This window comes from Myroides albus (genome assembly GCF_009711045.1).
GTDB classification, from domain to species: Bacteria; Bacteroidota; Bacteroidia; order Flavobacteriales; family Flavobacteriaceae; genus Flavobacterium; species Flavobacterium album_A.
The window spans coordinates 86,711-105,849 of record NZ_WMJX01000006.1; the positions used below are offsets into that span (position 1 = coordinate 86,711).

At 33.7% G+C, this 19,139-nt stretch carries 14 protein-coding genes and 1 pseudogene; 2 read left to right on the forward strand and 13 right to left on the reverse strand.

Annotated features, from left to right (window positions below; all coding sequences use genetic code 11):
* Nucleotides 1-24: 24 nt before the first annotated feature.
* The 4 genes from GJV76_RS04740 to GJV76_RS04755 all read right to left on the reverse strand — a co-directional run bounded on the left by GJV76_RS04740 (nucleotide 25) and on the right by GJV76_RS04755 (nucleotide 4,627).
* Nucleotides 25-1,323, reverse strand: coding sequence for a glycosyltransferase family 4 protein (locus GJV76_RS04740; RefSeq protein WP_258204736.1), 1,299 nt, complete (start codon nucleotides 1,321-1,323; stop codon nucleotides 25-27).
* A complete protein-coding gene (locus GJV76_RS04745) occupies nucleotides 1,319-3,745 on the reverse strand; it encodes a YfhO family protein (RefSeq protein WP_155091494.1) in 2,427 nt (808 codons plus the stop codon). Before GJV76_RS04745 ends, GJV76_RS04740 begins: the two co-directional genes overlap by 5 nt.
* A gap of 114 nt (nucleotides 3,746-3,859) precedes the next feature.
* A complete protein-coding gene (locus tag GJV76_RS04750; protein ID WP_155091495.1) occupies nucleotides 3,860-4,147 on the reverse strand; it encodes a DUF4834 family protein in 288 nt (95 codons plus the stop codon).
* Between the two features lie 102 nt (nucleotides 4,148-4,249).
* On the reverse strand, nucleotides 4,250-4,627 hold the full coding sequence (locus GJV76_RS04755; protein WP_155091496.1) for a rhodanese-like domain-containing protein: 378 nt from the start codon (nucleotides 4,625-4,627) through the stop codon (nucleotides 4,250-4,252).
* 87 nt (nucleotides 4,628-4,714) lie between these two features.
* Here GJV76_RS04755 and hemN point away from each other — a divergent pair, with 87 nt between their 5' ends.
* Nucleotides 4,715-6,076, forward strand: coding sequence for an oxygen-independent coproporphyrinogen III oxidase (hemN, locus tag GJV76_RS04760; protein WP_155091497.1), 1,362 nt, complete (start codon nucleotides 4,715-4,717; stop codon nucleotides 6,074-6,076).
* Between the two features lie 33 nt (nucleotides 6,077-6,109).
* Nucleotides 6,110-6,313, forward strand: coding sequence for a hypothetical protein (locus GJV76_RS04765; RefSeq protein ID WP_155091498.1), 204 nt, complete (start codon nucleotides 6,110-6,112; stop codon nucleotides 6,311-6,313).
* 103 nt (nucleotides 6,314-6,416) lie between these two features.
* Here the strand turns inward: GJV76_RS04765 and GJV76_RS04770 are convergent, their stop codons facing one another.
* From GJV76_RS04770 to aroB, 9 genes and pseudogenes are all read right to left on the reverse strand, one after another.
* Nucleotides 6,417-7,325, reverse strand: a complete 909-nt coding sequence (locus tag GJV76_RS04770; RefSeq protein ID WP_155091499.1) for a phospholipase A — start codon at nucleotides 7,323-7,325, stop codon at nucleotides 6,417-6,419.
* A gap of 20 nt (nucleotides 7,326-7,345) precedes the next feature.
* Nucleotides 7,346-9,994: a DNA gyrase/topoisomerase IV subunit A gene (locus tag GJV76_RS04775; RefSeq protein WP_155091500.1), complete on the reverse strand. Its 2,649-nt coding sequence runs from the start codon at nucleotides 9,992-9,994 to the stop codon at nucleotides 7,346-7,348.
* Between the two features lies 1 nt (nucleotide 9,995).
* Nucleotides 9,996-11,852, reverse strand: a complete 1,857-nt coding sequence (locus GJV76_RS04780) for a DNA topoisomerase IV subunit B (protein WP_155091501.1) — start codon at nucleotides 11,850-11,852, stop codon at nucleotides 9,996-9,998.
* Nucleotides 11,853-11,938: 86 nt separating this feature from the next.
* Nucleotides 11,939-12,862, reverse strand: a complete 924-nt coding sequence (locus GJV76_RS04785; protein ID WP_155091502.1) for a YihY/virulence factor BrkB family protein — start codon at nucleotides 12,860-12,862, stop codon at nucleotides 11,939-11,941.
* Between the two features lie 192 nt (nucleotides 12,863-13,054).
* Nucleotides 13,055-14,149: a redox-regulated ATPase YchF gene (gene ychF, locus GJV76_RS04790; RefSeq protein WP_155091503.1), complete on the reverse strand. Its 1,095-nt coding sequence runs from the start codon at nucleotides 14,147-14,149 to the stop codon at nucleotides 13,055-13,057.
* A gap of 136 nt (nucleotides 14,150-14,285) precedes the next feature.
* A pseudogene (locus GJV76_RS04795) lies at nucleotides 14,286-14,579 on the reverse strand (hypothetical protein); the annotation flags it as partial.
* A 95-nt stretch (nucleotides 14,580-14,674) separates the two neighbouring features.
* A complete protein-coding gene (locus GJV76_RS04800) occupies nucleotides 14,675-15,649 on the reverse strand; it encodes a deoxyhypusine synthase family protein (RefSeq protein WP_155091505.1) in 975 nt (324 codons plus the stop codon).
* Between the two features lie 39 nt (nucleotides 15,650-15,688).
* Nucleotides 15,689-17,086 (reverse strand): type III PLP-dependent enzyme domain-containing protein, encoded by a 1,398-nt coding sequence (locus tag GJV76_RS04805; protein ID WP_155091506.1) that lies wholly within the window; start codon nucleotides 17,084-17,086, stop codon nucleotides 15,689-15,691.
* A 374-nt stretch (nucleotides 17,087-17,460) separates the two neighbouring features.
* Nucleotides 17,461-18,528: a 3-dehydroquinate synthase gene (gene aroB / locus GJV76_RS04810; RefSeq protein WP_155091507.1), complete on the reverse strand. Its 1,068-nt coding sequence runs from the start codon at nucleotides 18,526-18,528 to the stop codon at nucleotides 17,461-17,463.
* Nucleotides 18,529-19,139: the final 611 nt, after the last annotated feature.

Below are 19,139 nucleotides of genomic sequence, written 5' to 3' on the forward strand. Positions count from 1 at the left end.
GGGATTTTTCAATCCCCTCTTTTTTTATAACTTATCTATAATTGCAGCTAACCTTTCAGTCAAACGCTTTCTGCTAAAATATTGCAAGCCCATAGCGTATACTTGTAGTTTATTCTGTTGATATAAATCGAAGTACGCTAAGATTATATCTCTAATTTTATCTTTCTCACTATAGAGTGCAATCTTACCTGTATTGGTCTGTTGTATAATTTCAAAGAAATCTGATTCTTCTGGACCAATAGCCAATATTGGACGCTCAGAAGCCATATATTCAAAAAGTTTTCCTGGAATAATAGACTTAGTATCATCTGAATCAATCTCAACAAGTAATAAAACTTGAGATGATCTCATCTGAAGTAATGAATCTTTATGATTTATATATCCTTGATTATTTGTACATGAATCCAGTTTAAACTCTTTGATCGTTTCTAAAATATCATCACTTACTCGACCAACTAATTTTAATTCAAAAGCATCTTTAAAGGCTTTATTCTCTTTTCTAAGTTCACTTAAAGCTTTCCAAAATACTCTTGGATTTCTATCTGATAGAAATGAGCCGATGTGTGCGATGGTAAACTTTTCATCCAAGGCAACCTTTGGCACATCAGTTATATCATACCCATTAGTGATGATAGAAATAGGTTTATTAGTCTTGGTTTCAAACTCCTTTCGAGTACCTTTGCTGGTTACTATGATGTGATCAGCTGTATTTAAAACCTCAATCTCTAATTGTTCATGAGCAGCCTTCGAGCGCTTTGACAGCTTTAATTCTTTGTGATATCCAATAGTAGTCCAAGGATCTCTAAAATCAGCAATCCACTTAATATTCAAATCTTTCTTTAGCCCCTTGCCAATCAAGTGCATACTATGAGGTGGCCCTGTTGTAATCACTTTAGTTATATCGGGATTATTCTTTAAATACTCTTTCAAATATTTAATTGAAGGTGTAACCCACCCTACTCTTGAATCAGGAATAAACATATTACCTCTAATCCAAAGTAGTATTTTCTCTAATTTAGTTTGATTACGGTGATTTGAAATCATTCCAGCACTCATTGCTTTTGCTTTCTTACTACCAAATAAATCAGCAAATCGATAAGGCTCTTTTATACTATTTCTAAGGATGGTAACCTCCTCCTTAACCTCTTTACTTATTTCTGAATCAATAATAGGATAAGTCGGATTATCCGGAATATACACTATTGGTTCTATATTAAAGTCAGGCAAATATTTTACAAATTTAAGCCATCTTTGAACCCCTGGTCCCCCTGCAGGTGGCCAATAATAACTTATAATTAAAACTCTTTCCTTCATCTTTTTAATCTCTTCTTTTCTGTTGATAAGCAATTAATCCAATTGTTAATAAAATTATGACAATAAAGCTAATTAACGAAATTTTACTCCCTTTTTTAATTACTTCAGGTTCAAATGTAAATTCTATCTCATGTTTCCCTTTTGGAATTTCTAATCCTCTTAAAACATAATTTACTCCCACTAAGTTATTTACTTCTTTTCCATCTATTTTAACAACCCATCCTTTTGGATAGTATATTTCAGAGAAAACAGCAAAACCATCGTGTGAATTATTACTCTGATAAACTATTTTATTTGCTGCGTAACTCACTAAGTTAATTTGACTAAGTGAATCAACTGTATAATTATCTTTTATGGAAACTTGATCAAATGCCGTTGAATTTAAAATAGCATTGGTTTTAGATTTAAAGCCTGAAAGTGCCTTCATTTCCTCATCTGCAGTCTTTACTTTATCAATAGTAGATACAAACCAAGCATTTCCATTAACTTCTTGATTAACTAAAGGTATATCGTTATTATCTTGATCTTTCTGGATGATATACTTAACATTCAACATATTGAGTATCTCCATATTACTTTTACTAATCTGATAATCCATTAATTGCTGCATTCTCATCGGTTTTGCAGCGTGATAACCTCCAAGAGAATTGTGAAAGTACGAAGATCTTGCACTACTAAAGCCACCCTGAACTTCAAAAACTCTAAAATGTGCTGGATCTGACAAAATAGCCTTATCTGCTTCTGTTGGCATAAAAGGTTCTTCCATTTGTCTTTTTGCTACAAATTTCGAGTCATTTACATATTTTCTATCTACTACTACAAGGTCAACAGTAATTAAAAAACCAATGATTATCAAAGCGTAGTTCGCTGCTAACTTTCCTTTATTAACAACAAATAAAACTACAGCAGTTACAAGTACAAAAAACAAGCTTCTAAGTAAATCACTGGTATAAATAGATTTTCTATCCTCTATTAAAGCCCTTACAAAGCTATTGCCATACTCACCGTACATTTGCTTATAAGCAGCGTCATTCAATCCTGAGAAACTCAATGTTCCCTTTATAGCAAATAAAAATAATAACACCCCTCCACTAATAGCTGTGGTATACTTAATTGCTTTTAATTGTTCTTCTTTAGTCACCTTTGAAAAACTGTATAACCCCAACATTGCCAATGCAGGAACACATAGCTCCAAGATAACTTGAATTGAGGAAACAGCTCTAAACTTGTTGTACAAAGGAATATAATTAATAAAGAAATCCGTTAGTAAAGAAAAGTTCTTTCCCCAAGATAGTAGAAGAGATACAAGAGCTCCAGCTATAAAAATATACTTGATCTTTCTCTTTTCAACGAAAAACGCCAATACAAATAAGAAAAAGACTACTGCTCCTATGTATGCTGGGGCAGCGACAATGGGTTGATCTCCCCAATAAGTTGGTGCTTGTTCTGAAAATTGTTTAGCTTCTATTGGATTAGCACCAATTGAAGTTGCAAACTTAAACATACTTGAACTCTCATCTAACTTTTCGGCATTTCCACCGCCAGTTAGACGAGGCACAATAAGATTCAAACTTTCAAACTTTCCATAACTATATTCCGTAATATAGTCATAAGACAATGAATGTGAAGTGTCTATTTTACTTCCATCTGGATTAAAAGTAAGTTCATTCTGACCCCTTGTACTAAACTTTGTATATTCTGAAGTTGCCAATAAATTGGTAGCATTGGCTCCTATACTCAATATACCAGTAACTATAAAAATACCATAGGCAATACCCAGGGATTTAAAATCTTTTGCCTTGATGTATAAAACAGTATAATAGGCTGTAACAATTAGCAATAACAACAATAAGTAATAAGTCATTTGAAAGTGATTTGCATTAATTTCTAATGCAGCTGCAAACACAGTCAATATGGATCCAACTACCCATTTCTTTCGGAATACTAACATTACTCCTGCTAACACCATAGGCATATAAGCAATAGCATGTGCCTTTGCATTGTGCCCAACTCCTAAAATAATGATTAAATATGTTGAAAAACCAAAAGCCAATGCACCTATAAATGAGCGCAGTGGCTTTAACCCCAAGGAAATCATTAAAGTATAAAAACCAATGAAATACAAGAAAAGATAATCTGCTGGACGAGGTAAACTACGCAGTGCAGAATCAATCTTTTTAATATAATTATGTGGATATTTAGCTCCTAATTGATAAGTGGGCATTCCACCAAATGCACTATTTGTCCAATAAGGTTCTTCACCAGTTTTCTTGCGAAATTCAATCTGCTCTTTTGCCATACCCGTATATTGAACAATATCAGATTGACTAATAGTCTTACCGGATAATACTGGAGAAAAATAAGCTAATGAAATAAAAACAAAACCAATAACAATTAGCAAGTGAGGTAATATCTTCTTTATGGTGTCCATCTTTAATTAGGAGTTTAATTTTTTTATGATTCGCTAAATTAAATAAATTAAATGGAGCAATGAAGAATCACCTATAAAATTAGACACAAAAAAAGGTTCTGATAATCAGAACCTCTATTTTTTATCTATCTCTTCAAATTCAATGTATTCGCCTACAATTTTTGTTGATCGAGGCACCTTACCTCCAGTATCATCATTATTTGTTGTTTGATTAGACGAAGTTGAACTATTATTTTGTTGATAGAAATCTTGTTGTCGTTGTTGAAAATTCTCACTTGCTTTCTTTGCCGCCTTAATGACAAGCATCGGAAACAAATATCGCATAGCGAATTTAAATGCATAATAAACTAAGATTATTATACATAATGTTTTTAGAAAACCTGTAAAAGAAGCTGTATCCATAACCTTTTCATTTTTTTCAAAAATAGAAATTATAATAAGACTACTACAAAATATAGTCTTAAAATATTGATAAAACTATTTACTTTATGAGATTAATATAACTTATTCTTCTATCCATTTAGTATATCCTCCGTCAAGTTCATACACTTGTAGAAAACCTTCATTGACCAATGCTTGTTTTGCCTTTGCACTTCGCTTTCCAGATTTACAGAAAATGTAAATAGGCTCTTGTTTATCGAATTGTTTCATTTGATCAATGAAATCTTCTTTTAAGAAGTCAATGTTTTTTGCCTCTCCTATACTTCCCTCACTAAATTCTTTCGCAGTTCGCACATCTATTACATTGCTTTTATTATCTTTAGATATAACTTCAAAAGATTCTTTATTCAATAAAAATTTATCATTATTCTCCTGTGCATAACTAGCAGATAACGATAAACTTGACAGCATTACCGTTAAAAAAAGTGTTTTAATCATCATACATTTGTTAATAGTGGTTTAAAAAAATGACAAATGTCATTGTAATAGGCTTGCTATTCAATTACATTTGTTTCAAATATACTAAAAATGACTATATCTCTTATACAAAAATATAATGTTCCCGGTCCAAGATATACCAGTTATCCCACTGTTCCCTATTGGGATCAAGAGACTTTTAAAAGAAATCTATGGATAGATTCTTTTAAAAAAGCTTTTAGGGAATCAAATGCAAATGAAGGAATAAGTATCTATATACATCTTCCTTTTTGCGAAAGCCTTTGTACTTTTTGTGGTTGTCACAAAAGAATTACGAAAAGACATGAGGTTGAACAACCTTATATTCAGGCTTTGTTGAAAGAATGGGAGTTATATTGTAATGAATTTGACGAAACGCCAATTATAAAAGAGATTCACTTAGGAGGAGGTACTCCTACGTTTTTTTCTACAGAACACTTAACAATGTTAATCAATGGGATTACCTCTAAAGCCAAAATCGCGGATAACCATGAGTTTAGCTTTGAAGGACACCCTAATAACACAACAAAAGGTCACCTTCAAACCCTTTATAATTTGGGCTTTAGAAGAGTTAGTTTTGGCGTGCAAGATTACAACCCTGAAGTACAAAAAGCAATACATAGAATACAATCCTTCCACGATGTAGCAAGAGTTACTGTATGGGCCAAAGAAATAGGATATACTTCTATATCACATGATATAATTTATGGATTGCCATTCCAAAAGTTAGAGCACATCATCGACACAATCGAAAAGACAAAATCGCTATCTCCTGATCGTCTTGCCTTTTATAGCTACGCACATGTACCTTGGATAAAAGGAAGTGGTCAACGTGGATTCAAAGATTCTGACGTTCCTAAGGATGATGAAAAACGCCTTTTATATGAAAAAGGGAAAGAATTACTGCTAAAAAACGATTATGTAGAAATAGGTATGGATCATTTTTCTCTTAAAAGTGATTCTCTCTACAAGTCTTTAAACAATGGCAATATCCACAGAAACTTTATGGGGTATACTTCTTCTAAAACGATGTTAATGGTAGGTTTAGGTGTATCATCTATTAGTGATAGCTGGTATGCATTTGCACAGAATGAAAAGGACATAGAGAAGTATTACCAGCTTTTAGATCAGAATACAATACCTGTGGTTAAAGGTCATATTCTCAATGAAGAAGATTTAATTATACGAAAACATATATTAAACTTGATGTGTTCACTTTCAACGGATCTTACAGAAGATTTAGACAAGGTTGATTTTTCAACGACACTTAGTGAGATGAAAGAGTTTGAAAGTGATAAACTCATAGAAGTAAAAGGAAATACTATTAAAATTACAAGAAAAGGCAGAGCCTTTGTTCGAAACATCTGTATGGCCTTCGATTTGAGGTTACAGGCGAATAAGCCAGATAGACAGTTGTTTTCAATGACAATTTAGTATATTTATAATAGTATTTTAAAGTATCAGATAATGAAAATAGAAAAAATAATCACCTTTTTAGTCCTATTGGTCTTTGTTTATGGAATTTATAGCTTGGATGCTTCCAATTTATGGTCAGTTCAAATCAACTGGTTTTCGCATTTAAGCTTTATCATCTTTGCTGTATACCTTGTGTATTCTTTAAAGAAAGCGGCAAGACAACAAGATCAGGAGAACGCAAAGAAAGGAGAATAAAAATTGTCATTTGTTTATTGCTAAATGTTTATTTCAAAGCATTAGCTATTCAAAAAGAGGGAACCAATGGTTCCCTCTTTTCATTTTGTTATTTACAAATATTTTATAACCACTCCATTAAAGAAATTCCAATTCCTATATTGGTTTGATTCCAATTGTAATCAATCATAGAATCCCCGTAGCCATTGCTAATTGCCAGAAATGCCTTTAAGTGATTCTTTATCGGATATGACCAGGTAAACTCCGTATAGCCTTTATGGTGTTCATTAAACCTAAAATTAGTTCTGAAATTCAAGGTAAATACATGACCCCAATTGGCATACACAGCATTAAACTCACCTTTTCCTACATATTCTGTAATCTGAGGGTTATCATCTGCATTAGCCTTTTCTCTCAACCTTAACCATGGTCTTACAAAGAAAGTCCATCGGTCGTATTCCATTCCCAAATGCATTGTAAAGCGATTCCAACTTCGGGACTCTGGTAGACTCTGACCATTAGACTGATGATTAAACCCAAATCCTATCATTTTAAATTTCAATCTATTCCAACTTAAATTCAAAGGATAATTAAACAAGAGCTCTGGTTCATAATTTAACTCTCTAAAGGGTCTTGATAAATCGCCATTATACGCCTGCCAATTGGCAGTCTGTGTAAAAGCAACCCATAGATCACCTTTTCCGAAAAACAACCCTTGAACCACCTTAGTCTTAAAGCTAATCTGAAATTTAATCTCTAAATTATCATAATCTTTGTGTTCGGTAGAAACATTTGGCTCACTTAAACTTGCAGGCAATTCATTAGGCTTATTCACATAGCGAAAAGGCAAAATATAAACTGGCTTATAGGGACTAATCGTAAAAGTTCTTCCTCTTGTCTCTGGGGTTAATTCCCATCTTTGATCTAATCCTTGATTTTGCCTATCTTGACTAAACAGCAAATCATCAGCTTCTTGAGCATATATACTATAGCTACTTAAAGCAAACGAGATTAATAGTATTCTTTTAATCATAATTAGATCTCTTTTAAGAATTAGAATAACAATGTTCCTTGACCATCCTCATCTACGATAGTATCAGGTAGATCCTCATCAAATGAATAATCTACTACTTCCTCTTCCTCCTCCTCTTCCTCTTCATAAGGTAGAGATTCGAGAAGATTGATAAGTTTAATCTTGTCTGCAGTCAGCTGATTACCAAGTGCTTTAATACCCTTTACAGCAATAAAATCTTCTATATTTACTTCCAGATTGTCCTTTTGAACTCCCTTCACCTTGCTAAAGACAACCTCTACCACAGGTCTAAAGTCCGTAGATACCAATTCCAATCTTGAATTAGCGTGATCTGAAATAAATGTTTCTTCTTTGTTCTCATTCTCAATTAAAAAGCGCTTAATATAGTAACGCTCTTTTTCTCCTTCAAAATAAATAGCAGAGATAGGCTTGGTCGGTTTCCATTTTTCTAAGACAATCATATCTTCTTCGAAGTGCTTACTTAGATCAGGAACGATAGTTTTTACTTTACCACTTTGTGTTATTACTAACAACCTATCTTCAGCTTTAAACTCACCTAAAAGCTCTCCTCTACCATCGACATTTAAACGGTGAACAGTTTCATCAAACCATATTTTGCGCGGGCGAAGTGTTGAAATTCCTTTTTCTTTGAGTTCAATTTTTTTAATGGCGTATTTAGTTACCACGTTTCCTTTGGCAGCTCGGCCTTTAATTAACATCTCTGCAAAATCTAAATCAAACTTGAGTTTCTTAACATTACTCAATTGTCTTAATAAGATTGTGACTACTTCTGCCTCTCCATTTGGATTTGCAGAAAAATATAATATTTGAGAGCCTGGCTTGTCTTGTGTCAACGGATATACCTTATCTCGAGTAATACCCGTCACGTTAAATCTCTTTACAAAAGAAGAACCTGACTTACCATCTCTGTAAATTAAATTATAGATTGTGCGTTTGTCATTCTTATCCCATACTGCAATATGAATAATATCTTTACCCACAAACTTCTTCTCATCTACTTTAGAGACTACCATTGAGCCATCTCTTAAAAAGACGATAATATCATCAATATCTGAACAGTCACATACATATTCATCTTTGCGCAAACTCGTACCAAAGAATCCTTCTTCTCTATTTACATAAAGCTTCGTATTGCGCAGCACAACTTTTGTCGCTTCAATTGTATCAAAGCTTTTTAGCTCCGTTAAGCGCTCTTTGCCTTTTCCGTACTTTTCTTTTAATCGCGTAAAATAGTCAATAGCAAACTCAATTAAATGCGCTAAGTGGTATTTTACTTGTTCGATATCATCTTCCAAAGACTCGATGATCTGATTAGCTTTATCAATATCAAATCTCGAAATTCGCTTAATCTTTATCTCAGTCAGTCGAACAATATCATCAGTAGTCACATCGCGTTTTAGATTAGTAACAAACGGTTTTAAACCTAAGTCGATTGCGCTAATCACTCCCTCCCATGTTTCTTCTTCCTCTATTGCACGGTAAATTCTATTTTCAATAAATATGCGTTCTAAGGATAAGAAATGCCATTTTTCTTCTAATTCACTTAATTCAATCTCTAATTCGCGTTTAAGCAAATCAACGGTTTGATGTGTTGACATGACAAGCATATCACTCACACCTGTAAACAAAGGCTTATTATCTTGAATAATACACCCCAAAGGAGCAATCGATGTCTCACAAGCCGTAAAAGCATAAAGTGCATCAATCGTCTTATCTGGAGAAGTACCTGCTGGTAAATGAATAAGTATCTCTACTTCCGCAGCTGTATTATCTTCAATTTTCTTAATTTTTATTTTCCCTTTTTCATTTGCCTTTAAGACACTATCAATCAAAGAAGTTGTTGTAGTTGAAAAGGGAATTTGAGTTACGACAAGCGTATTCTTATCTAACTGTGATATTTTGGCGCGTACGCGAACTCTCCCTCCTCTTTGTCCATCGTTGTAGTTGGATACATCTGCAATACCAGCAGTAGGAAAGTCTGGATATATAGTAAAAGGTTTACCCTTTAAAATATTAATCGAAGCTGTGATTAACTCGATAAAGTTGTGAGGTAAAATCTTAGTTGATAATCCAACTGCAATTCCCTCTCCTCCTTGAGCCAACAACAATGGAAACTTCACTGGTAAATTAACTGGTTCATTGCGACGACCGTCATACGAAGCCTGCCAAGTTGTAATCTTTGGCGAATAAAGAACATCTAAGGCAAATTTACTCAGACGAGCTTCAATATACCTCGAAGCAGCTGCTCCATCTCCAGTTAAGATATTCCCCCAGTTTCCCTGCATATCGATCAGCAGTTCTTTCTGACCTAACTGTACGATAGCATCTCCAATACTGGCATCCCCATGAGGGTGATACTGCATCGTATGACCTACAATATTGGCAACCTTGTTATAGCGCCCGTCATCCAATTCTTTCATTGAATGCATAATACGGCGTTGAACTGGCTTAAAACCATCTTCAATTGCAGGTACAGCACGTTCTAAAATTACATAAGAAGCATAATCTAAAAACCACTCTTTATACAATCCTGTTACCTTGGTAATAGTCTCAGATTGTACTTCCTCTTGTGAAGACGTAGCATCTTCACTCGATTGGCTTTCTATATTATGATTTAATTCAGGATCAAAGTTTTCTTCGTGGCTCATTTTATTTTTCTTCTACAACGTCAAGTTCTACTTTAAGATTATCGATAATAAATTCTTGTCTATCTGGCGTATTCTTACCCATATAAAACTCTAACATTTTCTCAATAGACATTGCTTTATCAAGCATTACAGGGTCTAATCTAATATCATCTCCGATAAAGTATTTAAACTCATCTGGTGATATCTCCCCTAACCCTTTAAATCGCGTAATCTCTGGCTTTGGTTTTAACTTCTCAATAGCGTTAATGCGTTCCTCCTCACTGTAACAATAGATTGTTTCTTTCTTATTTCTAACTCTAAAAAGAGGTGTTTGTAAGATGTATAAATGTCCATCTTTAATCAACTCTGGAAAAAACTGTAAAAAGAAAGTAATTAACAACAATCTAATGTGCATACCATCCACATCGGCATCGGTAGCAATTACGATATTATTATATCTCAAGTTCTCAAAATCGTCTTCTATATCTAAAGCAGCTTGTAGTAAATTAAACTCTTCATTCTCGTATACGATTTTCTTTGTCATTCCGTATGAGTTCAAAGGTTTACCTCTCAAACTAAACACTGCTTGCGTATTTACATCACGTGATTTGGTAATTGACCCTGATGCAGAATCTCCCTCTGTAATAAAGAGTGTACTATCTAAGTAACGCGGGTTCTTTATATCCGTCAAATGTACTCTACAGTCCCTGAGTTTTCTATTGTGAAGACTGGCTTTTTTAGCTCGTTCTTTAGCAATCTTTCTAATGCCTGAGAGTTCTTTTCTCTCTTTCTCTGCTTGGAGAATCTTTTTCAAAAGAGCCTCAGCTACATTGGGATTCTTATGTAAAAAGTTATCTAATTGCGTCTTGACAAAGTCATTGATAAACGTTCTCACTGTTGGCAAATTCGGCCCCATATCGGTTGAACCCAACTTTGTCTTAGTTTGAGATTCAAAAACAGGTTCTTCTACCTTCACGGAAATTGCACCAACAATAGACTTTCTTACATCAGAAGCTTCAAAATTCTTGTTGAAAAACTCTTTTATCGTACGAACCAAAGCTTCTCTAAAAGCAGCTAAATGCGTTCCTCCTTGTGTAGTGTTCTGACCATTGACAAACGAATAGTACTCTTCTGAATATTGCGTTCTACTATGTGTAATAGCAACTTCTATATCTTCCCCCGTCAAATGGATAATTGGATAGATTTGATCTTCTTCATCTATGTTTTCTCCCAACAAATCCTTTAATCCATTTTCAGAGTAAAATTTTTCACCGTTAAAAATAATTGTCAAACCTTTATTCAGGTAACAATAGTTTTTAAGCATTTTCTCGATGTACTCTGTACGGTACTTGTAATTTTTGAAAATAGTCTCGTCTGCAATAAAAGTAACTCGGGTTCCCTTGCGTTTAGTTGTTTCTTGAATATCGTCTTCCACAACTAAATTTCCACCCGAAAACTCAGCTCCTTTTTGTTGGCCATCGCGAATAGATTCAACTCTAAAGTAGTTAGACAAGGCATTCACTGCCTTAGTACCTACCCCGTTTAATCCTACTGATTTCTTAAATGCACGAGAGTCATATTTCCCCCCTGTATTCATCTTAGATACTACTTCTACGACTTTTCCCAAGGGAATACCACGTCCGTAATCGCGAACAGTAACTGTTTTGTCTTTTAAGGTAACTTCGATAGTCTTACCAGTACCCATAACAAACTCATCAATACTGTTATCAATCACTTCTTTGATAAGGATATATATACCATCATCAGGAGAAGATCCATCTCCTAATTTTCCAATATACATACCCGGACGCATACGGATATGTTCTCTCCAATCTAATGAACGAATATTATCTTCTGTATACTGACTTTGATCTTGCATAAAAACGTAAGGAATTTGCGCTAAATTACTATTATTTAGCTTAAAATAAAAATTTATAAAAGCTTGTAATTACTGTATTTTCTGTACTATTGAGTTTTATTTTCTCTTTTCATTACATTCTTATCTATTTCAATAGAATATTCTCCTGGGACTATTTTATTCCCAAAAATTAAAGCATAATTCTTTGTAAATTCTGCTCCAAAATATAAAATCATTGCAGAGTAATATACCCAAATTAACATCACTATGATAGAGCCTGCTGCGCCATAAAGTGAAGAAGTTGCGGTGGTACTTAGATAGAAACCTATCCCAAATTTCCCAATCATAAATAATACTGCAGTGAAAGCTGAACCGACAAAAGTCTCTTTCCAACCAATCTTACCATTAGGCAAAGTCTTAAATATTAAAGCAAATAAAAATGTAATAACGATAAAGATAACGATATTATTAATAAAGTAAACAATATCCACTAATCCTTCATCAAACCACGAAGCTATGTAATCGTATAAAATCCCGACAAAAGAATTGACCATCAAGCTGACCAACAGTAAAAAACCTACTGAAGCAATCATTGCAAAGGACAGCAATCTATTCTTGACAAAGCGAACAATACTCTTATTGGGCTTTGCTGCCAATCCCCATATATAATTAATTGAACTCTGAATCTCCGCAAAAACTCCTGATGCACTAAACAAGAGCATTCCCACGCCAATAATAGTAGGTAATGTACCAGATCGACTCACTGTCACCTTCTCCATCGCCTTACGCACTTCAATGGAAGTATTCTCGCCAACCAAATCGTTTAGTTGACTATAGAAAAAATCCGCCACCTCCTTTTGCTCAAAAACAAGCCCACTGGCTGTAATGATAAGAATAATTAGTGGTGGTAAAGCAAAAATAGTATAATACGACAAAGCCGCACTGAACTTCATTGCATTATCATCTAAAAAATCAAATACTGAGATCTTTAGCAGCTCAATCACTCGTTTAAATAGTCCTTCTTTTTTCATTATTTTTTCTCAACAAAATCACTCAAGAGCAATAAACAATACTTTGTTTTTTTAACCTTTTATGATGTAAAAATAGTTTAATTTAAATTTAAGCAACACTTTTTATTGCTAAAAATACTAACAACTATTTAATAAAAACAAAAAGCCCTCAATTAAACAATTGAGGGCTAATCAAATATTATCAGTATAGAATTATACGTTAAAGCGGAAGTGCATTACATCTCCGTCTTTTACGATATACTCTTTTCCTTCTACTCTTAACTTACCTGCTTCTTTTACTTTAGCCTCAGAACCAAAAGCGACATAATCATCATAACCAATTACTTCCGCACGGATGAATCCTTTCTCAAAATCACTGTGGATTACTCCAGCTGCTTTAGGTGCAGTATCTCCGACTTTAATAGTCCAAGCTCTAACCTCTTTTACACCAGCTGTAAAGTAAGTTTGAAGATTTAATAACTTATAAGCCGAACGGATCAATTTAGATACTCCTGGCTCATCTAATCCTAAATCCTCTAAGAACATTTGTCTTTCTTCGAAAGTCTCCAATTCCATGATATCAGCCTCCGTACCTACTGCTAATACGATTACTTCAGCATTCTCATCTTTTACAAGCTCTTTTACTTTAGCCACGTAATCATTTCCATTCACAGCCGCTCCCTCATCTACGTTACATACGTACAACACAGGTTTAGTCGTAATTAATTGAAAATCTTCTAATAATTCTTCCTCATCTTGATTCTTAGCCTCCACTACACGTGCAGATTTACCTTCTAATAAAGTCACTCTGATACGTTCTAATAAATCAGCCTCTACTTGCGCTTCTTTATTTCCTGTCTTAGCTGCTTTCTTTACTTTCTCTAATCTCTTTTCTACAGTTTCAAGGTCTTTTAACTGTAATTCGATATCGATAGTCTCTTTATCTCTGATAGGGTTAACATTTCCATCTACGTGAATAATATTATCATTGTCAAAACAACGCAATACGTGGATAATAGCATTACACTCTCTAATATTTCCTAAGAATTGGTTTCCTAAACCTTCTCCTTTACTTGCTCCTTTTACTAATCCAGCAATATCTACGATTTCAACAGTAGCAGGTAATACACGCTCTGGTACTACTAACTCTTCTAATTTAGACAATCTTGGATCTGGTACATTCACAACCCCAATATTTGGTTCTATTGTACAAAATGGGAAGTTAGCACTCTGTGCCTTAGCATTAGATAAACAATTAAATAATGTTGATTTACCTACATTTGGCAATCCTACTATACCTGCTTTCATATTTTAAAATATATTGTGAATTTTTAATCGTTTGCAAATATATTGAAAATTATAGAAGTTCATAGTCTTAATATAAGAATAGAATAAATAAAAAAGCCACTCAATTGAGTGGCTCTTTTATATAGATTATTTGTTAATCTTCGTCGTCGGCAATTTCCAAGTCTTTCAATGCATCTAATGAGTCTTCTGAAGGATCTACATAATCTTCTTCTTCATCGTCAAAATTCTCAATTCTATCTGCTAACTTAGTACTTACTTTTACCAGGTAAATAGTATCCTCAGTTCTTACTTCAACTGCTTCTACAGTTTCGTTTTTAACGTTTTTAAAACGAATAATATCTGAATCGTCATACCCGTCAGGAAACTTTTCCACTAATAGTGTCAAGATTTCGTTCGTTAACTTTGCGTAATCAACAATTACTCTTTTCATTCTTTGTTCTTGCTTTATTTCAGTTTCAAATGTAATAGGTATATTGTAAAATACAAATAAAAAATCACATTATTTAGCTGCTAAAAATTAAAAAATTAATTACCAAGAATATAAGCGAAAATTAATGGCGCAACGATTGTAGCATCTGACTCCACAATGAATTTTGGCGTGTCGATATCCAATTTACCCCAAGTAATTTTCTCATTAGGAACTGCTCCTGAATACGATCCGTAAGATGTAGTAGAATCTGAGATTTGGCAGAAGTATGACCAGAAAGGTACATCTTCCCACTCTAAATCTTGATACATCATCGGAACCACACAGATAGGGAAATCTCCAGAGATACCTCCTCCAATTTGGAAGAATCCTACTCCGTGTCCTCCTGAGTTAGCTCTATACCACTCTGTTAAATAAATCATGTACTCAATACCTGTTTTTACAGTGTGTACATTTAGTTTTCCTTTGATTACATTAGATGTAAAGATGTTACCACAAGTTGAATCTTCCCATCCTGGACATACGATTGGAATATTTTTCTCAGCCGCAGCGATAATCCAAGAGTGTTTAGGATCGATCTCATAGTATTGCTCTAATACACCAGAGTTTACTAATTGGTATAAATATTCGTGTGGGAAATAGCGTTTTCCTTCAGCTTCAGCTGCATGCCATACGTCTTCCAAGTGTTTTTGTAAACGACGGAATGCCTCTTCTTCAGGAATACATGTGTCTGTCACACGGTTATAGTGGTTATCTAATAACTCTCTCTCTTGCTCTGGAGTCAAATCTCTATAGTTTGGAACTCTTTTGTAGTGAGAGTGAGCAACCAAGTTCATCACGTCCTCTTCTAAGTTAGCTCCTGTACAAGAAATGATATGTACTTTATCTTGACGAATCATTTCTGCTAAAGAAATCCCTAACTCTGCAGTACTCATAGCACCTCCCATAGAGATTAACATTTTACCTCCTGCGTTTAAGTGTGCTTCATACCCTTTTGCTGCATCTACTAAAGCTGCTGCATTAAAGTGTCTGTAGTTATGCTCAATAAACTGACTAATTGGTCCTTTACTCATTTTATTATTACTTTTATATATTAATATTTATTTTAATTCTTATTTGTTATACCCCAAGATATTCAACACTTGCTCTGCTGTCTGTTGTTCTGAGAACAATTCTGTTGCGATAATTCCATTCTCATCTTTGTCAATTAAGATGTGTTTTGGTTGTGGAATCAAACAGTGGTGAATACCACCAAATCCTCCAATTTGATCTTGATAAGCTCCTGTATTAAAGAAACCAATATACAATGGTTTTTCTTTATTGTACTTAGGCAAGTAAATAGCGTTCAAGTTTTGCTCAGAATTGTAGTAATCATCGCTATCACAAGTCAATCCACCCAACAAAATACGCTCATAAGTATCATTCCATCTGTTGATTGGCAACATGATAAAACGCTTGTTAATCGCCCATGAATCAGGTAAAGTAGTAATGAATGAAGAATCAATCATATTCCACTTCTCTCTGTCATTTTGCTGTTTTTGATATAAGATCTCATAGATTGCTCCTCCACTTTCTCCTACTGTGTATGAACCAAACTCTGTAAAGATGTTCGGTACAGGCACTTCAGCTTCATCACACACAATCTTAATTTGATTGATAATCTCATCTACCATATATTGGTAATCAAACTCAAATGCCAAAGAATCTTTAATCGGAAAACCTCCACCGATATTCAAACTATCTAATGTAGGACATTCTTTCTTTAAAGTAATGTAAACTTTTAGACATTTCACTAATTCGTTCCAATAGTACGCCGTATCTCTAATACCCGTATTGATAAAGAAGTGAAGCATTTTAAGCTCTACATTTGGATTCTCAGCTATTTGCTTTCTGTAAAAAGGTAAGATACTCTTATATCCAATCCCTAAACGCGATGTATAGAACTCAAACTTAGGTGACTCCTCAGACGCGATACGGATACCAATCTTAAACTTCTTATTGATTTGCTCTTGTAATAGATCTAATTCTTCGTAGTTATCAATAATAGGAATAGTATTCTCGTGTTTATTATTGATTAAATTGGCAATATTATCAATATACTGCGCGCGTTTAAACCCATTACACAACACATAAGTATCTTTGTTAATCTTACCTGTTTCCAATAAGTTTTCAACAATATTAACGTCAAAAGCAGAAGAAGTCTCTACATGAATATCATTCTTAAACGCTTCGTTTAATACATAAGAGAAGTGAGAACTCTTTGTACAATAACAGTAATAGTAATTTGCTTTATACTTATTCTTCTCCATTGCTTTTCTAAAGATCGTCTTTACATTGCTAATGTTTTCAGAGATTTTAGGTAAATAAGTAAATTTCAATGGAGTACCGTATTTTTCAACGAGTCCTAATAAATCAATATTGTGAAACTGAAGGTTATCTTTGTTTAATTTGAATTCTTCTTGTGGAAAGTAAAAAGTTTGGTTGATTAAGTCAACATATTTTGTGTTCATGTCTTTTCTTTTAATAAAGGTTAAAAAAATTCTTTCTCAATTAACTCCGATCACGCAGCAATTATAATCATTAAAATATAAAGATAATAATTACTAATTACTTTGAGCGAAATCTGGCTTCTAACTTAATCGATTTTCAAACTCTAATATTAGCAAATACTATCGGCAACTTATCTCTAAATCTAAACGAATTAAGTGCCTGCTTAGAATACTTGATAATGCCAAATACATAATTGGCCTTTTGCCTTTTGACAAAACGCCTTACTTTGTGCCTTGCAGACACACAGAATCTAATATATAAAACATCTATTTTCACGAGCGCAAATGTAACAAAATATTGCAATGAAAAAGCAAAAAGTGATTGTTTTTGAATCTTAATTCAAATATGAATTTAACCCACTAATTATCAACTCCTTACTTACCTCAATATCATAGACAGACTCCCCTATTTTATTTAATAAGACACAGCGTATATTTCCACTGTAGTTCTTTTTATCAAACTTCAACCATTCCAGCGAATTTAGGATGTCGTCTTCTGACAAATCAACCACCCCATAGATGCTTTGAATCGCGTGTTTAATATTCAAGTAGTCTTGTTCATATAATTGGGCTAACTCTTTTGAAATAAAAGCCTCTACAACCATTCCCAAAGCTACAGCTTCGCCGTGTAGTAGTGTCTGTTTACTTTCATTAGTCAAAAAATAACTCTCCACTGCATGACCTACCGTATGTCCAAAATTCAATATCTTTCTCAACCCTTGTTCTTTAGGATCTTGTGTCACAACCGTATTTTTGATTACAACTGAATGATGAATAAGTGCCTGTAAATCACCAAAATCAACATTTGCTATATCCTTCAAATAATTGTAATAATTAGCATCAAATATCAAGCCGTGTTTTAGCATTTCAGCATATCCTGCTTTAATTTGCCTCGCCTCTAAAGTCTCTAAGTAATTTACATCGATAATTAGCATTTTAGGCATAGCAAAAACACCTATACAGTTTTTAATACCATTTAGATCTACTCCTGTTTTTCCTCCTACAGAAGCATCAACCATAGCAAGCAACGATGTTGGTATATTGATAAAATCAATCCCCCTCATAAAAACAGATGCAATGAATCCGCCCATATCCGTGATTACACCTCCTCCTACAGTAATTAAAATACTCTTGCGATCTCCTGCTAACTCTAACATAGTCTGTATCACACCTGCACAAGTATCCAATACCTTGTTTTCTTCTCCTGGCTCAACTTCGATGATTTCAAATGGCACTTCGGTTGGCAAATTACTTAAGAAATAAGGCAAACAATGTTCGTAACAATTTGAATCTGTCAAGATAAAAAGCTTGCTATAACCATTGTTATTTAGATATGTCCCCAATTGTCCATATGCTTCTTGTCCAAATAAGATGTCGTAATGTTCTGTTTTTATGTTTTCCATGCTACTGTTTTTATTCAACACAAAATAAAGTATAAATATTTGAAATATGCCCGCTTAAAATCTTTTTTAACGATTTACCACAAATCAAATTTCAAAACATCTTTTATTGTTAAAAAAAGTTGGCTTTTAAAGATATTCGACCAAATATATCTTTAGATAAATTAGAAAAGAATTCCCTTTCGTAAATCTAATGCAATCAGAGATCCCTAAACATTAATTCATCTAACGTCTCGATTTTTACACTTTCTCTTTTCAAACAAAACAAAGCTTAAACCAACTTTGAGAAATACGCCTTTTCCAAAGTAGTTTGTAAATAAGTCAAGCTCCTCGATATAAACAACTATTAAACCTGTTTACTTGACGATAACCAATCGCTATTTACAGATACTTAAAAAGCTATTCTTCCAAGTTTGTTCGGGCTTTAGTCGGGGTTAGTTGCGATAATTGGCGCTAAACCCAGTAAAAACCGTACTTGATCCGAGCAATATCCGAACAAATGACATTGATTATATGCAGCAAAAAATAGCCACCCCTTTATTTATAAGGCTTTAAAGGGAAGCTCGCTCAATAAACAACCTATCTAATTGTGCTATTTTGTGTTTATTTATTCC